The organism is Streptomyces sp. NPDC051677 (assembly GCF_044453465.1).
Lineage (GTDB): Bacteria > Actinomycetota > Actinomycetes > Streptomycetales > Streptomycetaceae > Streptomyces.
In genome coordinates this window covers 1-18,039 of the sequence record NZ_JBITCT010000096.1, presented here as the reverse complement: position 1 = coordinate 18,039, position 18,039 = coordinate 1, and the positions used below count along the sequence as shown (strand labels likewise).

Below are 18,039 nucleotides of genomic sequence, written 5' to 3'. Positions count from 1 at the left end.
AACGTCACCCGCAGCCGCCTCGGACGCCTCGTCCGACAAGGCTTCCTCACCCAACCCGGACGAGGTCGCTACGAGAAACGGACTTAACGTCCACTAAGGTCTGTGAACGCGGCTTGACATGGATCAAGCCGTCATTGCTACGGCCGACGGCCGTCCGCCAAAGGAGCGAGGCTTTGAGGCCAGGTCATCCGCTCCCCTATCCATGCAGCGGGAAACGGCCCTCTTGTCAGCCACCGCGCAGCACACGCTTTCGGGTGACCGAACGACGTGGGCCAGACGCGACCACGACCGCACCCAGATGCCCAGGGGCGGGGCTGAGCGAGCGCTGAGTGGTCAGCACCAGCTCAGCACACCGACCATGATCAGTGACGATCAACGCAAACGAACAGCAAGATCAAAATAGTCTCACAGGCCACTTCATCTGCCCGTTTGCCAAGGCCAGACACCGAGTGCTAAACAGCCAGCCCAAAGTACTCGACGTTGACCAGGTGGAGATTTTTGCAGTCGAGGGCGTACGCGAGCCCTCCCGCGACGAAGACGCCGCCGCGGGCGATGCTGAGGACTATGTCGGGTACATACCCGTCGTCGGCGATGGTCTGCGCGAGCTCGCGGACGGCGGTCCCGAACTGCTCGTAGGTGAGATTCTCCCGAGCCACGCCCACGCCTGCGTTCACGCCTGCGTTGACTGCCTCCGTGCCCTCCGCGCCCTCCGTGCCCTTCGTCCCGCCCATGCCGCCGCTCACACCTGGGTCCGATGGAAGTTCAGGAAGGACCGGGAGGCCGTCGGCCCGCGCTGGCCCTGGTACCGGGATCCGTACCGCTCACTGCCGTACGGGGACTCGGCCGGCGAGCTGAGCTTGAACATGCACAGCTGGCCGATCTTCATGCCGGGCCAGAGCTTGATCGGCAGGGTCGCGAGGTTGGACAGCTCCAGCGTCACGTGCCCGGAGAACCCGGGGTCGATGAAGCCGGCGGTGGAGTGGGTGACCAGCCCGAGCCGCCCGAGGGAACTCTTCCCCTCCAGCCGCGAGGCAAGATCGTCAGGCAGTGTGATGACCTCGTACGTCGAGGCGAGCACGAACTCCCCGGGATGGAGGATGAACGGCTCGTCACCCTCGGGCTCCACGAGCCGGGTCAGGTCGGCCTGCTCGACGGACGGATCGATGTGCGGGTACCGGTGGTTCTCGAACACCCGGAAGTACCGGTCGAGCCGGACATCGATGCTCGACGGCTGCACCATGGTTTCGTCGTAGGGATCGATCCGGACCCGTCCGGCGTCGATCTCGGCCCGGATGTCCTTGTCTGAGAGAAGCACGTCCCGAGGATACGCAAGGCGCGCGGAGCCGCCACAATCGGACGACTCCACGCGCCAGGCCCCTCGCGTCCCTCTGTCGCTACCGCTACTCAATACCGGTACTCGCTACCGCTACTCGCTACCGCTTCTCGAGAGTCACCGGCACGGCGTTCCGCAACCGGGCGCACCGAGGACATCGGACGAGCCGCCCGGGACCGAGCCGCTCGGCCTGCTGCATCGGAAACGAAGTGGTGCTGAACACGTGCCCATCGGCACAACGGACGACGGTGCGCTCCATCAAGTCCTAGAGTCCCTTCCCCAAGAGCCCCGTCCGGCTGTTTCCACCGGACAACGAAAGCCACATTACGGGACGAACGGGACGACCCTGCAGGCGGCACTCCGACCCCGCCCGACCCCTCTTCGGCTCCCCCACCGTACGCCCCAACTCCGGCCCCTCGCACCCGGATCCCTCCCCTCGGCACGCCGGCACGCCGGAGCCGGGCACGGTCGTACGACAGGTTCACAGGGGGGCGACTGACTGACCAGGCACACCGTCTCGGCCATGGTCAGACGGGGGCGTGTGCGCGGTCCGCGGGATCGAGGCGTGGCCGGCAGCCCAACCGCAAAGAAGCTGTGCAGCGCTCGCGGGGCATCCGCGCGATACGGCCGGATTCGACCCTTCGAATAGCTTTGAACTGCTTGCGTCCTTGAACGCCTCTTGGAGAAGCTGGGACCGCTTCAGGCGTGATATCCCGCCACCGATCCGGTTCACCCGCAGATCATCCCGCTGAGAGGCCTCCACCTGTCATGCCCATGCCCGCCCCTACGCCCATTCCCATACCCGCGTCCAAACCCGCGTCCATACCCACGCCCGCACCTTCTCTCCAACCCTCTGACCAACCCTCTCGCCGACGCCCTCTTCGAGCGTCTCGTCGAGCCCTGACAGCCGCCGTCACCGCGGCAGCCATTTCCTCCGCGACGCTGACGGGCGGCTCGATCGCCCGGGCGGCCGACGAGACGACCGTCCCGTCGCCCGGTGCACCCGGGCTCGGCGACCCGCTCTTCCCGCTCGACGGCAACGGCGGCTACACGGTGCGCCACTACACCCTCGACTTCGACTGGCAGGCGCCCAAGACGCCGTTCGCGGCGAAAACGACCATCGAGGCCACCTCCACCCAGGCGCTGTCCCGCTTCAACCTCGACTTCGCCGGCAACACCCTCACGTCGGTGTCGGTGAACGGCGCCCCGGCGGACGCCGCCCGCGAGGGCGACGAACTCGTCGTCACCCCCCGCTCGGCCATCGCGAAGAACGCGGCGTTCACCGTCACGGTGAACTACACAGCCGACCCCACCCAGATGCGGCACCGCGACGACGCCATAGAGGACTACGGCTGGATCCCCACGCCCGACGGCACGGTGCTCTATCCGCAGCCCAACGGCGCGAAAATGATCTTCCCGGCGGACGACCACCCCAGCCTGCGCGCGCCGTTCACCTTCCGGATCAGCACACCGGACGACCTGACCGCCGTGGCCAACGGCAGACTCCAGTCCCGCGAGCAGCGCCCCGACGGCCGAGTCCGCTGGACGTACCGGTCCGAACAGCCCATCGCCCCGCAGCTGGTGCAGCTGGGCATCGGCAGGTTCACCACGGACGACCGCACCGGCCCCGGCAAACTGCCGATCCGCGACTACGTGCCCGCTGAACTCGCCGCCCCCACCAAGGCCTACCGCGACCTCACCGCCCAGCACCTCGCCTGGCTCGAACAGCGGCTGGGCCCCTACCCGTTCAACCGCTACGGCGTCCTGGTCGGCGACACGGACCTCGGCGTCGCCCTGGAGACCCAGACCCTGTCCTTGGTCCCGAAGGCCGATCTCCTCGGCACCCAGGTCGACGCCGAGCGCAATCTGGTGCACGAGCTGACCCACCAGTGGTTCGGCGACAGCGTCGCCATCCGCACCTGGTCGGACCTCTGGCTGAGCGAGGGGTACGCCCGCTTCTACGAGCGCCTGTACTCGGAGTCGCACGGCGGCAGCAGCTTCGAGGCCGCCATGAAGACGGCGTACGAGAATCACAACCTGTGGCGTCGGGACTACGGCGCCCCTGCCGAGCCCACCGAACCGAACCTCTTCAAGCGCATGCGCTACGACGGCTCGACCCTGGTGCTGTACGCGCTGCGTGAGAAGGTGGGCGAGGCCGCCTTCGACAAGATCTCGCGTGCCTGGATCACCCAGTACCGCGGGAGGACCGCCGGCACGGCGGACTACATCGAACTGGCCTCCAAGGTCTCGGGCCAGGACCTGACCCCGTTCCTCACCCCGTGGCTCTTCGGCCCCACCACACCCGCGATGCCCAACCACCCCGACTGGGTGGCAGCCCCGGCAACCGCTTGAGAGCCCCCGGGAACCCCTGACGAAGGACCTCTTGGCAGCTCGGGACAGCGGGCAGAACGGGGCAACCGCGCAACGGACCACGGTCAACCGAGCACCAGGAGGCGCCCCACCCCGACCAACCGATCCCCTTGGCCCCGCAGTCGACGTCTCAGTCCCCTGGGCCTCAGCGCCCGGGGCCTGGCATGGGGTAGAGTGACGGAGCGTTCCGACACCGGTCACGGACCGGCGTCTTACGCGGGTGTAGTTTAATGGTAGAACATCAGCTTCCCAAGCTGAGAGCGCGAGTTCGATTCTCGTCACCCGCTCCATGATGAAACCCCAGGTCAGTGGCCTGGGGTTTGTTTGTTGTCTAGACCAATTTGGGGGTGGCGTGCCCTCTGCGTGCCCTAAGTCGAGGCGAATCAGCCGCAACAGAGGCTCCCGCAGGTCACTTTGGACAACCCAACCCTCAAACGTCTCAAATACTGAGACGCATTTTGTGTGAGCTGCGCCACTACCGTATGCCGTGTATGCGAAGTCGCTTACGCAAAGCGTCAGTTCACGGCAGCCTAGTGCGGCCCACTCGGCTCACCGCGTGAGTCCGCCGCCTCACTGGGCCGCTCCAGCCGTGTGGCGATAGGTCGGGTAGGTGATGTAGCCGGCGTCGCCGCCCTCGTACAAGGTGGTCTCGTCCACGGGGGCGAGCGGGAGCCCGGAGCGCAGGCGCTCGACGAGGTCGGGGTTGGCGATGAAGGCGCGCCCGAAGCTGATCAGGTCGGCCCCATGCTTGAGCCAGAGGTCGGCCTCCTCTCGGCCGACCTCTGGTCCCCGGCCAGCCTGCGGTCCCTTCAGGGGAGGCGTCGGGTTCATGATGAGGGCGCCGGGCCAGGCGCGGCGCAGGCCGAGCAGTACCTCGTCGTCCGCGCTCAACAGCAGGTGGATATAGGCCACGTCCAGACGAGCCAACTCGGCCAGCAGTTCGGAGTAAAGGTCGACGACGTCGGTCTCGTCGGTACCCAGGAACCCTCCGCCGGGGGAGAGCCGGATCCCGGTCCGTTCCGCGCCGATGGCGTCGACGGTCGCGGCCACCGCCTCGACGGCGAACCGGATGCGGTTGGTCAGCGAGCCGCCGTAGCGGTCCGTGCGCAGGTTGGCGTTGGACGAGAGGAACTGCGAGATCAGGTAGCCGGCGGCGCCGTGCAGTTCGACACCGTCGAAACCGGCGTCGATGGCACGGCGGGCGGCCTTAGCGTAGGAGCGGGCCTCCTCAGCAGCCTCGGCCGTTCCCAGAGCGCGCGGGACCGGCGCGGGCTGGAACCCGGTCGGGGTGAAGACGTGGCCGGCGGCCACCGCGGAGGGGGCGACCGGCTGGAGACCGGTCGTGTCGGGGTGGGCGATCCGGCCCGCGTGCATGAGCTGGGCGAAGATCCGTCCGCCGTTGACGTGCACGGCATCGGTCACCTGGCGCCAGGAGGCGGTCTGTTCATCGTTGTACAGACCCGGCGTATTGGGGGTGGACTGGCCGACCAGGCTGGGCTGCACGCCCTCGGTGATGAGCAGTCCGGCCGTTGTCCGCTGCCCGTAGTAGGCCGCCATGGAGGGAGTTGCCAGGCCGTCGGCGGTGGCGCGTACTCGGGCCATCGGGGCCATCACCAGTCGGTTGGGCAGGGACAGGCCGCCGAGTTGGTAGCTGTCGAAAAGCGTGGTCACAGCAGGATTCCTTCGTATCCGAAGTCCGTATCGCCCGGTCGCCCGGGCACGGCGGCTACGCTAAAACCTGACACTGATGTCAGGGGCAAGGTGGGTGGGCCCAGGTCAGCTCTGGGAGAGGACGGCATGCGCATCGGGGAACTGGCGTCGCGGACCGGCGTCAGCGTTCGGTCCCTGCGGTACTACGAGCAGCAGGGCCTGCTCAGCAGCACCCGCAGCCCCAGCGGACAGCGCCACTACACCGAGGACGGCATCGAGCGGGTCGTCCTGATCCAGCATCTGTACGCAGCCGGGCTGTCCAGCCGGTCCATCGCCGAGATCCTGCCGTACATCGATGCTCCCGGCCCTGAGAACTCCGGGGCGGCGCTGGAGCGCATGGCGCAGGAGCGGGACAAGCTCTCCCAGCGTATTGAGGAACTCATCCGCACCCGGGACATCCTGGACGAGGCGGTCGCCAAGTGCGGAACGGATCAGAGCACTACAGCACGTTCGTAGCCGATGGTCGACGCGGCGGATGTCGGCCGAGCGGGATGCGCTGACGCTGGTGGAAACTGCCGCGCGGGAAGATCACCGCCACCGCGCTCGCGGCGCACCATCGGAATACTCGTCACCCGTGCGAGCGGACACCCAGGACGGCGGTCGGCATAGAGGTTCTGCGCGGTGGCCTGCACCAGGCTGAGCATCGCGTCCCTCCTGCTGCCCAGCCGGACGACCACGCAGGTCGGCTTGGCAGCCGCGACATGGCGCGCAGGCCCCTTGCTAGTGGCGGGCCGGGGGCGAGGTAACGGCCGACGTCCCACCACGGCTGGCATGCCGATCAGTTAGCAGACCGGCTAAGGATGAGTGGCGTCAGGATCCTGTCAACGATCGCACCTATGTCGCCGTCCGTGATCGGTTGATTGCGCAGCGAATGCCAGTGGAGTACGAGGGCAACGGTGGCGGAGACCTCAAGCGCGTGGCTCCCGGATGGCATGGCCGGGCGCGGGGGCAGGTCGCCGCGTTCAGTGGCGTGCGCCAGTACGTCTTCGACGGCTTGATGCAGGGAGTCGACGTAGCGCTGGCGGATGAGGGTGCAGACCTCCGGCGCCTCGCGCGCCGTCGCCAGAGCCGCGACCAGATCGGCGCGTGAGGTGTCCGGGCCGCGCGCGGCGCGGGCCAGCGTCGCGACGAGTTCGTCTCGGAGTTGGCCGGGGCCGATTCTCACCGCGACGAGGTCGCTGGTGAGGCCGGCGTGGTCGAGGGCCTCGATGGCGAGTTCGGCACGGGATTTCCAGCGGCGGTAGACGGTCGCTTTGCCCACCCCGGCCCGTGCGGCCGCCTTGTCCATGGTCAGTGCCGGATATCCGCCTTCCGCGAGAAGCTCCGTGGCCGCGCGCAGAATGCGGGCGTCCCGAGCGGGGTCGCGCGGCGGGCCCGACGTACCGGGTGGACGCCGCAACTCCGAGTTGGACCCGTTCATGCCTGCCGCCACCTCCCACTAGGACTGACTTGTATCGAGTTTAGCGTCCTGTTAGCGTGCCAGCGAACCCGGAACTAGATCGTATCGGGTTCGATGGTTCCGATGATTGCGAGGTGGCGTGATGAGGGCTGTTGGTTTCACCGAGTTCGGTGGCCCGGAGGTGATGGGGGTGCTGGAGTTGCCGGAGCCGCACGCCGGTCCGGGACAGGTGCGGATCAAGGTGGCGGCGGCCGACGTGAACTGGTCAGACGTCGGAGCGCGGTCAGGGCTCATAGCGCGGCACAACCCTCAGATGTTCCCGCCGTCCGGGGCCTATGTGGTGGGCTGGGACGCGGCCGGGGTGATCGACGAGGTTGGCGAGGGGGCGCCGCCTGAGCTGGCGGCGGGCGCTGAGGTGATCGCCCTGCTGGAACCGAAGCTGACGCTGGGCGCGCAAGCGGAGTACGTGGTAGCGCCTGTGGAGTCGGTGGTGCGGGCGCCGAAGGGAGCCGACCCGGTGGCGTCGTCGACCCTGTTGATGAACGCGCTGAGCGCGCGGATGGGCCTGGACGCCCTCGAATTGCCGCCGGGGGCCACCGTCCTGCTGACTGGCGCCGCCGGCACTGTTGGCGGCTACGCGGTGGAGCTGGCCAAGGCCGGCGGGCTGACCGTGATCGCTGACGCGGCCGAAAAGGATCGAGACCTCGTCGCCGGATTCGGAGCCGACCACGTACTCCCCCGCGGGGACGGACTGGCCGAGCGGGTCCGCGGGCTGCGGTCCGAGGGCGTGGACGGGGTCATCGACGGTGCGGGGCTGAACGACACGGTGACCGCGGCTGTCCGCGACGGCGGGGGCATCGTGTCCTACGTGGGATTCACCGGGGCCACCGACCGTGGCGTCCGCTGGCATCCCCTGTTCGTCCGCGAGCGGATCCGGGATACAGCGACTCTGGCGGAGCTGCGGGACCAGGCTGAGGCGGGCGTGCTCACGCTCCGCGTCGCGGCCACCTTCCCCTTCGAAGAGGCGGCCCGGGCACACCAGCTCATCGAGGCCGGTGGCGTGCGCGGGCGCCCCGTTCTGGTCTTCTGAGCCAGAAGGCCAGGGGCCTCTGTCTGGTCCGCCCGCCGGCCGGGGCACTTCGCCGACCCTCACGCTTCTGCGGCCGGCCTCCCTTCAACATCTGCCTGGCGCAGTTGCTGCCGCACCTCGGCGTCGATGCCCCGAGCGAGCTTGCGCTGGTGCTTGGCCGTCGAGTGCTGGTAGATCAGCTGGGCGCGCTCCGAGGACTGGCCGGCGCGGACCATGAGGTCCTTCAGCTTGGCGCCGGTGTCGGCGGCCAGGGTGTTGCCGGTGTGGCGGAGGTCGTAGAAACGGAAGCTGTCCGGCATCCCGACCTTGGTGCGTGCCTTGCGCCATTTGCGGCCGAAGGTCGAGCGGCGAAAGGGGGCGCCCTTCTCGCCGACGAAGATCAGGCCGTCCCGGTCCTTCTCGGCGAACCACTGGAGGTGGCGGCGGAGCTCGGGGAGCAGGACGTCGGGCAGGTACACGGTGCGTTTACCCGCGCGGGACTTGGGGTCGCCTGTGACTCGACGGCCATTCGTCAGCTCCGGGGACGCCTGCGTGATCCTCAGGGAGCATTCGTCGAGATCGACACTGTGACGGCGCAGTTCGGCCAGTTCCTCCGGTCGGAGCGAGGCGAAAGCTCCGAGCAGGACCATCAGGCGCCAGCGTGGGCCCATGGCGTCGGCGAGGTCGAAGACCTGCGCGATGGTGGCGGTGGGGCGCTCGTCGGCCTCCTCCTTGCCGGCCCCCTTGATGCGGCACGGGTTGGTTCGGAGGAGGTCGTCGTCGACCGCCGTCTGCAGGATGCCCTTCAGCAGGCGGTACGACTTGGCGACCGTGGTCGGGCCGGTCGCCTTCAGGCGCTCGGCTCGCCACGTGCGGACGGAGGGCGGGGTGATCTCGTCCAGGTCCTTGCCGCCGAACGTCGGCAGGATGTGCCCGCGCAGCAGACCCACGTACCGGTCGACCGTGGTCGCGGCCAGGCCACGCTCCTCCATCCACCGCAGCGCGTACTTCTCGAAGTTGAGCGCGCCTGCATCCGGGTTGTGCCAGGTGTTGCGCTCGATGTCGGCGCGGACGAGGTTGAGCCAGTCCTGGGCGTCGGACCTGGTCTCGAACGTCTCCGGTGCGGTGTACCGCTGGCCGTCCGGTCCGATGTAGCGGGCCTGCCACCGGCCCGAGGGGAGCTTGCGGACCGTGCCGAACTCGCGCCGCCGCTGCGGCTTGCGTCCCGCCATCAGGCCGCCTTCCCGTAGCGGGCACGGCTGCGGCGGACCGGCTCGACGGTGCGCGCCTCGACGTACTCGGCGACCGCTCTCTCGGGGATGCGCACCGGGCGGCCGAGCTTGACGTAGCGGATGCGGCGCTCGGCGATGAGGCGGCGGACGAAGCGCTCGCCCGTGCCGAGCAGCTCGCCGGCTTCGGCCACGGTCAGGAGGCGGTCAGCCATTCACAATCACCTCCTTCGCGGTGCACTGAGAGCGGGCGTGGGCAGGGGGTATTGCAGGTCGGCGCAAGGGCGAAGCGTCCTTTACTCGGGGAAGCGGTTCGGGGCGGCAGCAGTCCGGGCCGGTGGCAGGCGGGCCTACGCGGCTTGAACCCCGTGGAGAAGGGCCAGGGGCGAGACCCGGAGGGCCTGGGCGAGGGCGACGAGGTCGTCGATGTCGCAGCGGCGTTGGGCGCGTTCGATGCGGGACAGCATCGTGTTGGTCATCGGACGGCCGAAAGCGGAGACGCGGGCGGCGAGCTCGCGCTGGGCGAGGCCGCGTTCGGTGCGGAGGATTTCGATGGTGCAGGCGGTCCGTATTCCGGCCGGACCGATTGCCAGGGATCTTGCTGCCATAGCTCCATTTGTAGCTCCGAATCGCCGGTTTGGTTAACCGGCGATCGTCGGCTATGTTGCGCCCGGCGCAGCGGCCGGGACCTACCTGCGGGCTGGGTTTCGAATATCCGGTCGGCGGTGTCTTCGTCAGCCCGGATACGTGCTCTGACGTGGGGTGTTGTGTTGTAGCGTGCGCTCGCATCGGGAGTCAACGGGTTCTCGATGTGATGCTTCTGGCTTCATCTGACGGAGCATTATTTCGGCAACCGCCGATTCGCGTTTATAGTTTTGGTCCCTCGCTCGCCGTCTGCGTTCGCCGTCAGCTGTCTGATTTCCCGGCAGAATGCTGGACTTGTGCGGCATGGGTGAGGCTGTCTTGGCCATACGACGCCACCAGCCCTCCCCCGCCCCTTCGGACCAGGGCTGTGTGCCACCCCCCTCCCTGTGCACCGCCCGTCGAGGGCCACCCGCACCTCCCCGCCCTCACCTAGGAGCCGCCGCCTCATGAGCCACGACGCCCGCGAATGGGTGTGGAACCACAGCCACAGCAAAGGCACCGCCCGCCTGGTCCTCGCCCTGATCGCCGACCGATGCATCGACCGGCGCTGCATCGCGTACGCGTCCGTGCCCACCCTCATGAAACGCGCCAACGCCTCCCGCACCGCGGTGCGTGACGCACTGGCCAAGCTGATCGCCGACGGGGAACTGGTCGCGCTCCCCGGACGCAAGGGGCCACGGGGAGAGACGTACTACCACCTGCCGGACGCTGCCCGGTTCCTCGCCGAACAGACCGCCGAGGGGGATCAGGATCTGACCCTCCCGGGGGATCGGAATCCGACCCCTGGAGGACCGGAATCCGACCCTGCCGACGCCTTCGACGAGGGGCCGGAATCTGATCCCCCGGCACGGAATGTGACCCCCAGGGGGGTCGGATTCAGACCCTCAGGGGGTGCGGATTCCGACCCCCAGAACAGAAGAGAACCGAAGGTGAACGGTAGTAACAGCAGCAGCTCTGCCCCGCTCATCCCAGCCACCGACTGGCGGATCGACGACGACGCCCGAGCCTGGCTGCAGGACCACGGCCACCTCGACCGACTCGGCGAGCCCGCCCTGCACGCCGCCGACGAGAAGTGGCGCACCTACCGGGCCACCTGGGCGACCCGCACCGCTGCAGCCTGGGCCGCCGACTGGCGCGCGTGGATCGCCCGCGAGCGCACCCCCGCCCCTGGCCGCCCCAACCTCTACGCCCTGCCCGGCGGCACGCCCACCTCGACCACCGGCATGACGCGCTCCGAGGCGCACATGGCCGCCCTGCTCGCCGCCCTCGACGAACCGACCGGATCGTAAGGAGCAACCACCCCTGGAGCGCAACGAAATCGCCGCCGTCCTCGCCTACATCGGACGCCTGGACCCCCGCACCATCCGCACCGGCACGGGCGAGGCCCGTGACCAGATCGCCCAGTGGCAGGAGCTGCTCGACGACGTGCCCTTCGCCACCGACCACGGATGGGACGTCCGCGAGGCGATACGGTCCCACGTCCTCGACTCTCCGTACCCGATCCTGCCCGTGGACGTCGCCCGCAAGTGGCGTGCCCACCGACGCGACCGCCTCGACCGGCACACCGACCCCACACCAGCTGCCGACCCGGACGATCCAGCCGCCTGGCGAGCCGAGCTGCTCCGATCCCGCAACGCTGTCGCCGCCGGTCTGGCCGCCCCCTCGACGCACCAGCAGATCACCAGCGGTGGCCGGTCCCGCGACATCGAGGAGCGCCTGCGCGAGATCGGGTCGTGCATCCCGCCGGCTGTCCGCGCCGAGCTGACCCGATACCGTCCGACCCGCGCCGCGCGCGAAGCTGCCGGCACCAGCGGCGTCCCGGACGCGCTCAGCGTCCGGTGCGAGTGGTGCCACGCACCTGCGGGTGCCCCGTGCCGTCAACGGCGGACGAGCCCTGACGGCACCGCCAGGGGCAATGCCGTACGTGCGACTCCCCACCCGTCGCGCATCGATCTCGCCATCGCCCGGCTCGACCGACAGCACTCTGCATGACGCAGCCCGCCTCGCTCGACGCGGCAGCTGCGCCGTCCTACGACCGATCGGTCCCGGACGAGCCGTACGCGATCGACGAGGCCATCCTGGCAACCGCGTCCCGGGGACCGAGCCCGCGAAGATCGGGGACCGAACCTCGGTCCCCGACGGTCCCCGAGATCACGATCACCTCATGGCGGGGACGGTGGCGCACGGGGACCGCATCGCGGGGACCATGACGACGACGCACCGGGGACCGAGAGGGGACCAGTCCCGGAGGAAACCGCAGCTCAGAGGTCGTTTCGTGCCCGTCCCCAGAGCGTCCCAGGGACGGTGACCGTCCCCGCACCAGCCCGTTCGAGTCCCCCTCGGGGACCGCAACCGTGCAGGGAACGGGACGGTCCCGGTGACGACCTGTCAAGGGGACCGTCCCGTTGACGATGCGTCAGGGGGACCGTCCCCGATGAGCGTCGCGATCCCCGTCCCCAAGCGTTTGGGGACCGTGCACCGCAGCGCTGTGGGGACCGGTCCCCGTTGCGCTCTCTGCAGCCATAGCCCCGAACCCGACAGCGCCGACCTCGGTTGCCCTGTCCAGATCCCCTCCCACAGCCGCCGAATTGCTCCGGCCACGGCCCTCCTCTGCCGTCGGTCGGCGCAACGGCGGCTCAGCTCCCCTTCCGAACACCCCCTGGAGAACCACTCGTGCACGACCGACACCACGAACACACCAACCGGCAGGAGACTCCCATCGCCCCAGACAACCGCGCAGCAAGGTATCCCGCTGGACCGTCCACAGGCCGGTTCCACGGGGAAGCCTCCGCCCCAGGGGTGGCGGAGGCACTCGGGCACCAGGGGGTGCCCGAGGAGGAGAAGCAACACTCTGACGCCGAGCCCGTCGCCGTTGCCGTGCCCCTGCCGCGCGCCGCCGAAGCAGCCGCTCTGCATCGAGTCGCCCAACGTCGCAAGCCCGACCCAGGCGGCCGGCGCAAGAAGCGCGTCGATGCCCGTTACAGCGTTGAGGAGAGGGACGCAATCCGTGCCAAGGCCACGTCGCTGAACCTGAGCGGCGCTCACTACGTCGCCGCCGTCACCCTGGCCCACGTTGAAGGTGACCTCACTGTGCCCGGCCAACGCACCCAGCTGGACGACTACATCGACGAGCTGACCGCCCTGCGCGAGCAGGTCGCCACCATCGGCCGCAACGTCAACCAGATCGCCAAGAAGCTCAACTCCGGCGGCCATCCACACCCTGGGGACAGTGCCCTCCTCGCCCAGACCGACCGCACTCTGGACGCCGTCGGTGCTGCAGTGCGCCACATCGCGGCAGCTGCGAACCAGGCCGTCAGCCACAAGGCGGCCCGATGATCGCGAAGATCAGCGGCGGCAAGGACACCGCCGGCCTGATCCGCTACCTCTTCGACACCAAGAAAGCCAAGGACCACACCGACCCGCACCTGGTGGCCTCCTGGGACGGCTTCGCCCCCGACCCCGGCCGCGCCGACGACTTCGACACCACGAAGAGGCTCCTGGTGGCCGACCTCGACCTGCACGTCAAGCAGGCCCGGCGGCTCGGCCGCGCACCCGAGAAACACACGTGGCACTGCTCGATCCGCGCCGCCGAGAGCGACCGCCACCTGAGCGACGAGGAGTGGGCCGACATCGCCCGCCGCGTCGTCGCCGCCACCGGCATCGCACCCGAAGGCGATCCGGACGGCTGCCGCTGGGTCGCCGTACGCCACGCACCCGACCACATCCACATCGCCGCCACCAAAGTCCGCGGCGACCTGCGCACCGCACGCCACTGGAACGACTACCTCACCGCCGACCGCGAACTCGCCGCCATCGAGAAGGAATACGGCCTCCACCAGGTCGTCCGCGGAGACCGCACCGCCGCCAAACGCCCCACCCGCGCCGAGCAGGAGAAGGCCCGCCGCCAAGGACGCAAGACGACCTCCCGCGAACAGCTGCGCACCACCGTCCGCCAGCTGGTGTCCATCGCCACGAGCCCGGAAGAGTTCCTCACCCTCGTCGACGGCGTCGACGGCGTCCGCGTCGACGTCCAGCACTTCCCCTCCGGGGACATACGCGGCTACAAGGTCGCCGTCGAAGGCGACACCAACGCCGCAGGCGAGCCGGTCTGGTTCTCCGGCTCCCAACTCGCCCCCGACCTGTCCTTCCCCAAAATCCGCGAGCGCCTCACCGGCATCGAACCCCCACCAGCCACAGAGCCGGGCAGCCGACGCAGGACGAACCCCTGGCACCAGGCCACCGCGGCGGCCGAACGCATCCCCCACCACCTCGACCAGGCCGAAGTCACCGTGGCCCAGGCACACATCGCGGCCTTCGCCGAGGCCCTCGACATCCTGCCGCTCCTGGCCCCCGACCACCTGCGAGCACAGCTCCAGCAGGCTGCCCTCGCGTTCGAACGCGCCTCCCGCTCCCGCATCCGGGACCAGCAGGACCAAGCACGCGCCCTGCGCGGCGCCGTACGAGCACTGCGCACGACACCGGCCACCAGTGACGGGAGCGGGCTGGCCATGTTCCTCGACATCGCCGTCCTGGTCGTCATCGCCACCACCCGCTGGCACCACACCCGCCACCACGACCAACAAGTCGCCGCCGCCCACCAGGCCCTGATCCACCTTCAGGCGGCCTACGAGCATGCTGCGGCCCAGCCACTGTCCGCCCTGGCCCAGCGCAAACCACCCGCCCGCACTGTGGAACGCCACGCCCAGCACATACGAGCCGTCCTGCCCGACCACGCCGATCAGGTCCTCGACGACCCCGCCTGGCCGGCACTGGCCGCCGCTCTCGCACAAGCCGAGACCGCCGGCCACGACCCCCGACAACTCCTCCAACACGCCGCCGACCAGCGTGCACTGGAAGACGCCCGCTCCACCGCCCGTACCCTCACCTGGCGCATCCAACGCCTCGGTGAACGCCACGTACTCGGCCCACGAGCCCAGGCACCCAATGCTCATCACGCCGTGATGGATCCCGCCGCTCCACAGCAGCCGCAGGCGCGGCGACGCTGATCACCCTTGCGCCCGACCGCCACCATCCGGCCTGGGTGCCTGGGGTTTGCGGTGCTTGCCGGTGCCGGAGCCGAGTGGCTTCGGCACCGGCCCTGGGGGCGATGGCCCGTCGGTCTCCGGGTACAGGATGGCTTTGGCCTCGGCCAGGGTGGCGGCGAATCCGTGCGGCTCCCACGTGTGCCCGTTCCACCGCTCGATGGCGCGGGGCGCATCCGGGTTCAGATGCGATGCCCGGGACCCGTCGCCGGACACGACGGGCACGGCGCGAAGTCGGCCGATCTTCGCGTCACGGCGTTCCGCCCAGTCCTTCAGCGGCTCGTCGTCCATCCTGGCGTTCCTCGCGTCGGTGGTGGCTGTCTCAGGAGGGTAGCGGCCATTGCGGGCCGTTCGGGTTCCCGAGCCAGATGGCCTGCTGGTCGTGGGAGACGGTCACGCCGAACGCGGCGGTGTTCGGTGAGCCGTACTCCTCCCAAGTGCCCACCGCCGACTCGACCGCATCCCACAGGCGACGGGGACCGCCCTGGCGGACCTGCCAGCCGCCGCCGTCCGTGGGAGAGAGGACGGCGAAGGAATCGGTGACGCTGTCCAGCAGGAACGTGCTGACCGGACCGCCGTCGGCCCCCATGGAGAAGAAACGGGCGTCCGACGCCGCGAGCTGTGCCATGAAGGCCGGGCCTGAAGTGCTTAGCGCCTCCGGCCCGTACGCGGCTTTCCGCGCAGTCCCGTCGTCGGGGCCCGGCACCCTGCCGAGGCTCTCCGGTGCGTCCTGCTGGCGGGCGATCATGAAGCTCGGGTCGTCCTCGCTGAACCAGCCGCTCGCGCTGTCCCCGGTGACGATGAGCTTGACCAGGCCGAGGGAGCGCATCCAGCCGCGCAGGGTGGTGAGGATGATGCCGCCCGGCCGGACCTGTTCCAGCCAGGCGGGCGGGATGCTGCGGAAGCCGCATGTGGCGATCAGCCGGTCGTACGGGGCTCCGGCGCGGTGGCCGACGCGGCCGTCCCCCACCAGCAGGTGTGGGATATGACCGGATCCGGCGAGAGCGTCGCGGGCGCGGCGGGCCACGCCCTCGTCCGTCTCGATCGAGGTCACGTTCTCGCTGCCGAGCCGGTGGCACATCAGGGCGGTCGAGTAGCCGGTTCCGGTGCCGATCTCCAGCACCTTCATGCCGTCCTGCACGTCGAGGTCTTCGAGCATCCGGACCACGAGGCTCGGCAACGTCGACGACGAGCTCGGGGTCGCGTTGCTGATCGGCTTCGGGTCGGCCCAGTCGATGTCGTGGCCGTCGAACTGAGTCATCCATGTCTCGTCGGTGTAGACGAGCCTGAGCCACTCCTCCTTGCCTACCGTCCCCTGTGTGACCGGTTCCCAGGTGGTGACGCCGACAGCGTCGCTCTCCCGGTAGAAGCGCGGGATGAACTTGTGGCGGGGCACGGCCTCCACAGCATCCCGCCACTGCGGCGAGCGCAGCCGGCCCTCCTTCTCCAGTTGCCGGGCGAGCCGAAGCCGTAGATCGACGGCGGCTGTCTCGATATCGGGCTCACAGGCCACGGATGCCTCCTTCCAGAAGATCGGCGAGTGCGGCAGTCATCGGCAGACCGGTCGGCGGCTCCATCCATGCCCACTGCCCGGAAGGATTGCACTCGATGAAGATCCACTCGCCGGAGTCGGTCAGAGCGAAGTCGAACGCCCCGAAGACGAGCCCGAAGTGCTTCAGATAGGCACGCATCGACCGCTCCACCGCGGGCGGCGCGGCAAGCGGCGTGTAGGTGTGGGTGCCGTAGTCCGTGCGCCAATCGAGGAGACCTGAGTCGATCCTCACGGCGAAGATCTGCTCGCCGATCACCGTGGCCCGGATGTCGGCGACCTTGTCCACGCACTTTTGGAAGAGGTGCATGGTGCCGGTCACGGAGTCGTCGATCTCGTCGACGGCCACCTCGGTGACGGGGACGGTCTGGGCTTTGCCGTCGACCAGGTAGAGCGGGACCGAAATCGGCTTGAAGATGGCCGGTCCGTACTCCTTGATGAAGGCCCGTGCGTCGTCGGGAACGTTGGTGATGAGCGTGGGCGGCACCGTGAAGCCGGCCGCCGCCGCTGCCGCGAGCCCGGCCGGCTTGTACTCGGCGTCGCCGATGCGGTTGGGGTGGTTGACGTAGAGGCAGCCGGGCAGGGAGGTCAGGATGCCGCCGAGCCCGTAGCGGGCCTGGGCCACAGCGAACCGTTCGTCCTGCTTGTCGAGGTGGGGGAAGGCAAACCCGGAGGGGCGGCGGTAGTACATGGAACGCACCGCGCCCAGGTCGGCTCGTCGGCTCGGGGTCTGCACGCTTCCCCGCCAGCTGTCACTGTCGCCGCCGATGGCGGCGGAGCACGACAGGGTGGCGGGGAAGTCACCGGAGTCGAACCGCACGACCGGGACGCCCCGGTCGTGCAGCTCGGCGATCACGAAGTCCGCGGTCGGGTCGTCGAGGTTGGTGACGACCAGGACCGGACGATCGTCATTCGTCTGCGGAGTCACTGGTCGGTGTCGTTGCCCGTGTCGCTGTCCGGGGAGTCGCTGTTGCGGTCGCCCTGGCCCGTGGTGCCGGTCGCGGGATTCGTGCCGGAGGACGTGCCGTGGCCCGGCGACATGGCGGGCGCCCCGGAAGCGTCGAAGTACCGGGCGGTCTGCGTCTCCGGGTCCAGCTTCACCGCCGCGTAGGCGGGGCCAGCGACGGGCGGATACGGGGCGATGCGGCGCAGGCCCCACGGGGCCGCGGTCAGGTGCCCCTGCGGCAGGGGGCTGCCGGTGGGGAATCGGTCCATGTGGTTGAACACGGTCTTCCTCTCTGTTGGAAGTTCCTGTCCTTCGTGTGCCTTGCTCACCCGCACGGCGTCGCGGAAGGCAGTCCTGCTGGTGCGGGATCTCATGGGCGCCAGGAAGAAGAGGCGCCGGGTCTGCGTCAAAGCCGGACGGGATTCCGCAGTCCGTCCAGGACTCGCTGAAGAAGGCTGATGTCCGGTGCGCGGGCCTCAGCCGCCAGCCGACCGTCGCGGTACCAGCGGATGAGGTGCTGCCGCCACGCGCTCTCGGCGCGCTGCACCTCGGCGCGGATCTCGCCGAGGACCAAGCCCGACTCGACGCGCAGCCGCACAAGGTCGGCTGGAGTGATCCGGACCGGCTCCGGGACAACCACCGCGCCGGCCTCGTCAGTGGACGTTAAGTCCGTTTCTCGTAGCGACCTCGTCCGGGTTGGGTGAGGAAGCCTTGTCGGACGAGGCGTCCGAGGCGGCTGCGGGTGAC

Annotated in this window: 18 protein-coding genes, 1 tRNA gene and 1 pseudogene; 8 read left to right on the top strand and 12 right to left on the bottom strand. The window is 69.3% G+C overall.

Annotated features, from left to right (window positions below; genetic code table 11):
• Positions 1–467: 467 nt before the first annotated feature.
• Positions 468–662: pseudogene (locus ACIBAF_RS47505) on the bottom strand (phosphoribosyltransferase); the annotation flags it as partial.
• A 77-nt stretch (positions 663–739) separates the two neighbouring features.
• The gene (gene dcd, locus ACIBAF_RS47500) at positions 740–1,315 is read right to left on the bottom strand and encodes a dCTP deaminase (protein ID WP_334578439.1); all 576 of its coding nucleotides are present in this window, start codon (positions 1,313–1,315) and stop codon (positions 740–742) included.
• 792 nt (positions 1,316–2,107) lie between these two features.
• On the opposite strand from dcd, the gene ACIBAF_RS47495 reads away from it, so the two are divergent.
• Both ACIBAF_RS47495 and ACIBAF_RS47490 read left to right on the top strand, forming a co-directional pair.
• Positions 2,108–3,685 carry a M1 family metallopeptidase gene (locus tag ACIBAF_RS47495; RefSeq protein WP_399472787.1) on the top strand — a complete coding sequence of 526 codons (1,578 nt, stop codon included), beginning with the start codon at positions 2,108–2,110 and terminating at the stop codon, positions 3,683–3,685.
• 234 nt (positions 3,686–3,919) lie between these two features.
• A tRNA-Gly gene (locus ACIBAF_RS47490) sits at positions 3,920–3,993 on the top strand.
• Between the two features lie 280 nt (positions 3,994–4,273).
• Here the strand turns inward: ACIBAF_RS47490 and ACIBAF_RS47485 are convergent.
• On the bottom strand, positions 4,274–5,374 hold the full coding sequence (locus tag ACIBAF_RS47485; RefSeq protein ID WP_399472785.1) for an alkene reductase: 1,101 nt from the start codon (positions 5,372–5,374) through the stop codon (positions 4,274–4,276).
• A 126-nt stretch (positions 5,375–5,500) separates the two neighbouring features.
• On the opposite strand from ACIBAF_RS47485, the gene ACIBAF_RS47480 reads away from it, so the two are divergent.
• Positions 5,501–5,869, top strand: coding sequence for a MerR family transcriptional regulator (locus ACIBAF_RS47480; protein WP_399472783.1), 369 nt, complete (start codon positions 5,501–5,503; stop codon positions 5,867–5,869).
• 322 nt (positions 5,870–6,191) lie between these two features.
• On the opposite strand, the gene ACIBAF_RS47475 is transcribed toward ACIBAF_RS47480, so the two are convergent.
• The gene (locus tag ACIBAF_RS47475) at positions 6,192–6,833 is read right to left on the bottom strand and encodes a TetR/AcrR family transcriptional regulator (protein ID WP_399472781.1); all 642 of its coding nucleotides are present in this window, start codon (positions 6,831–6,833) and stop codon (positions 6,192–6,194) included.
• 121 nt (positions 6,834–6,954) lie between these two features.
• Here ACIBAF_RS47475 and ACIBAF_RS47470 point away from each other — a divergent pair, with 121 nt between their 5' ends.
• A complete protein-coding gene (locus tag ACIBAF_RS47470) occupies positions 6,955–7,902 on the top strand; it encodes an NADP-dependent oxidoreductase (protein ID WP_399472779.1) in 948 nt (315 codons plus the stop codon).
• A gap of 59 nt (positions 7,903–7,961) precedes the next feature.
• On the opposite strand, the gene ACIBAF_RS47465 is transcribed toward ACIBAF_RS47470, so the two are convergent.
• From ACIBAF_RS47465 to ACIBAF_RS47455, 3 genes are all read right to left on the bottom strand, one after another.
• Entirely contained in the window at positions 7,962–9,113 is a 1,152-nt protein-coding gene (locus ACIBAF_RS47465) for a tyrosine-type recombinase/integrase (protein WP_399472777.1), read from the bottom strand.
• Entirely contained in the window at positions 9,113–9,325 is a 213-nt protein-coding gene (locus ACIBAF_RS47460) for a helix-turn-helix domain-containing protein (protein WP_399472775.1), read from the bottom strand. Before ACIBAF_RS47460 ends, ACIBAF_RS47465 begins: the two co-directional genes overlap by 1 nt.
• A gap of 135 nt (positions 9,326–9,460) precedes the next feature.
• Entirely contained in the window at positions 9,461–9,718 is a 258-nt protein-coding gene (locus ACIBAF_RS47455) for a helix-turn-helix domain-containing protein (protein ID WP_399472772.1), read from the bottom strand.
• 483 nt (positions 9,719–10,201) lie between these two features.
• Here ACIBAF_RS47455 and ACIBAF_RS47450 point away from each other — a divergent pair, with 483 nt between their 5' ends.
• The 4 genes from ACIBAF_RS47450 (at position 10,202) to ACIBAF_RS47435 (ending at position 14,761) form a co-directional block, all read left to right on the top strand.
• Positions 10,202–11,044, top strand: a complete 843-nt coding sequence (locus tag ACIBAF_RS47450) for a helix-turn-helix domain-containing protein (protein ID WP_399472770.1) — start codon at positions 10,202–10,204, stop codon at positions 11,042–11,044.
• 13 nt (positions 11,045–11,057) lie between these two features.
• Positions 11,058–11,747: a hypothetical protein gene (locus tag ACIBAF_RS47445; protein WP_399472789.1), complete on the top strand. Its 690-nt coding sequence runs from the start codon at positions 11,058–11,060 to the stop codon at positions 11,745–11,747.
• Between the two features lie 807 nt (positions 11,748–12,554).
• A complete protein-coding gene (locus ACIBAF_RS47440; RefSeq protein WP_372500145.1) occupies positions 12,555–13,091 on the top strand; it encodes a plasmid mobilization protein in 537 nt (178 codons plus the stop codon).
• Positions 13,088–14,761, top strand: coding sequence for a relaxase/mobilization nuclease domain-containing protein (locus tag ACIBAF_RS47435; RefSeq protein ID WP_399472768.1), 1,674 nt, complete (start codon positions 13,088–13,090; stop codon positions 14,759–14,761). The genes ACIBAF_RS47440 and ACIBAF_RS47435 overlap by 4 nt, the downstream gene beginning before the upstream one ends.
• Here the strand turns inward: ACIBAF_RS47435 and ACIBAF_RS47430 are convergent, their stop codons facing one another.
• The 5 genes from ACIBAF_RS47430 to ACIBAF_RS47410 form a co-directional block, all read right to left on the bottom strand.
• Positions 14,762–15,088 (bottom strand): DUF6087 family protein, encoded by a 327-nt coding sequence (locus ACIBAF_RS47430; RefSeq protein ID WP_399472766.1) that lies wholly within the window; start codon positions 15,086–15,088, stop codon positions 14,762–14,764.
• Positions 15,089–15,119: 31 nt separating this feature from the next.
• Entirely contained in the window at positions 15,120–16,310 is a 1,191-nt protein-coding gene (gene tgmC / locus ACIBAF_RS47425; RefSeq protein WP_399472764.1) for an ATP-grasp peptide maturase system methyltransferase, read from the bottom strand.
• Positions 16,300–17,274 (bottom strand): ATP-grasp ribosomal peptide maturase, encoded by a 975-nt coding sequence (gene tgmB / locus ACIBAF_RS47420; RefSeq protein WP_399472762.1) that lies wholly within the window; start codon positions 17,272–17,274, stop codon positions 16,300–16,302. Before tgmB ends, tgmC begins: the two co-directional genes overlap by 11 nt.
• On the bottom strand, positions 17,271–17,573 hold the full coding sequence (tgmA, locus tag ACIBAF_RS47415; protein ID WP_399472760.1) for a putative ATP-grasp-modified RiPP: 303 nt from the start codon (positions 17,571–17,573) through the stop codon (positions 17,271–17,273). The genes tgmB and tgmA overlap by 4 nt, the downstream gene beginning before the upstream one ends.
• Before the next feature lie 125 nt (positions 17,574–17,698).
• A complete protein-coding gene (locus tag ACIBAF_RS47410; RefSeq protein ID WP_399472758.1) occupies positions 17,699–17,932 on the bottom strand; it encodes a hypothetical protein in 234 nt (77 codons plus the stop codon).
• Between the last annotated feature and the right edge of the window lie 107 nt (positions 17,933–18,039).

Excerpts from the sequence above, each read along its gene's own strand:
- ACIBAF_RS47495 (WP_399472787.1), top strand. The coding sequence starts at position 2,108 with ATGCCCGCCCCTACGCCCATTCCCATACCCGCGTCCAAACCCGCGTCC.
- ACIBAF_RS47480 (WP_399472783.1), top strand. The coding sequence starts at position 5,501 with ATGCGCATCGGGGAACTGGCGTCGCGGACCGGCGTCAGCGTTCGGTCC.
- ACIBAF_RS47475 (WP_399472781.1), bottom strand. The coding sequence starts at position 6,833 with ATGAACGGGTCCAACTCGGAGTTGCGGCGTCCACCCGGTACGTCGGGC.
- ACIBAF_RS47470 (WP_399472779.1), top strand. The coding sequence starts at position 6,955 with ATGAGGGCTGTTGGTTTCACCGAGTTCGGTGGCCCGGAGGTGATGGGG.
- ACIBAF_RS47465 (WP_399472777.1), bottom strand. The coding sequence starts at position 9,113 with ATGGCGGGACGCAAGCCGCAGCGGCGGCGCGAGTTCGGCACGGTCCGC.
- ACIBAF_RS47460 (WP_399472775.1), bottom strand. The coding sequence starts at position 9,325 with ATGGCTGACCGCCTCCTGACCGTGGCCGAAGCCGGCGAGCTGCTCGGC.
- ACIBAF_RS47455 (WP_399472772.1), bottom strand. The coding sequence starts at position 9,718 with ATGGCAGCAAGATCCCTGGCAATCGGTCCGGCCGGAATACGGACCGCC.
- ACIBAF_RS47450 (WP_399472770.1), top strand. The coding sequence starts at position 10,202 with ATGAGCCACGACGCCCGCGAATGGGTGTGGAACCACAGCCACAGCAAA.
- ACIBAF_RS47435 (WP_399472768.1), top strand. The coding sequence starts at position 13,088 with ATGATCGCGAAGATCAGCGGCGGCAAGGACACCGCCGGCCTGATCCGC.
- ACIBAF_RS47430 (WP_399472766.1), bottom strand. The coding sequence starts at position 15,088 with ATGGACGACGAGCCGCTGAAGGACTGGGCGGAACGCCGTGACGCGAAG.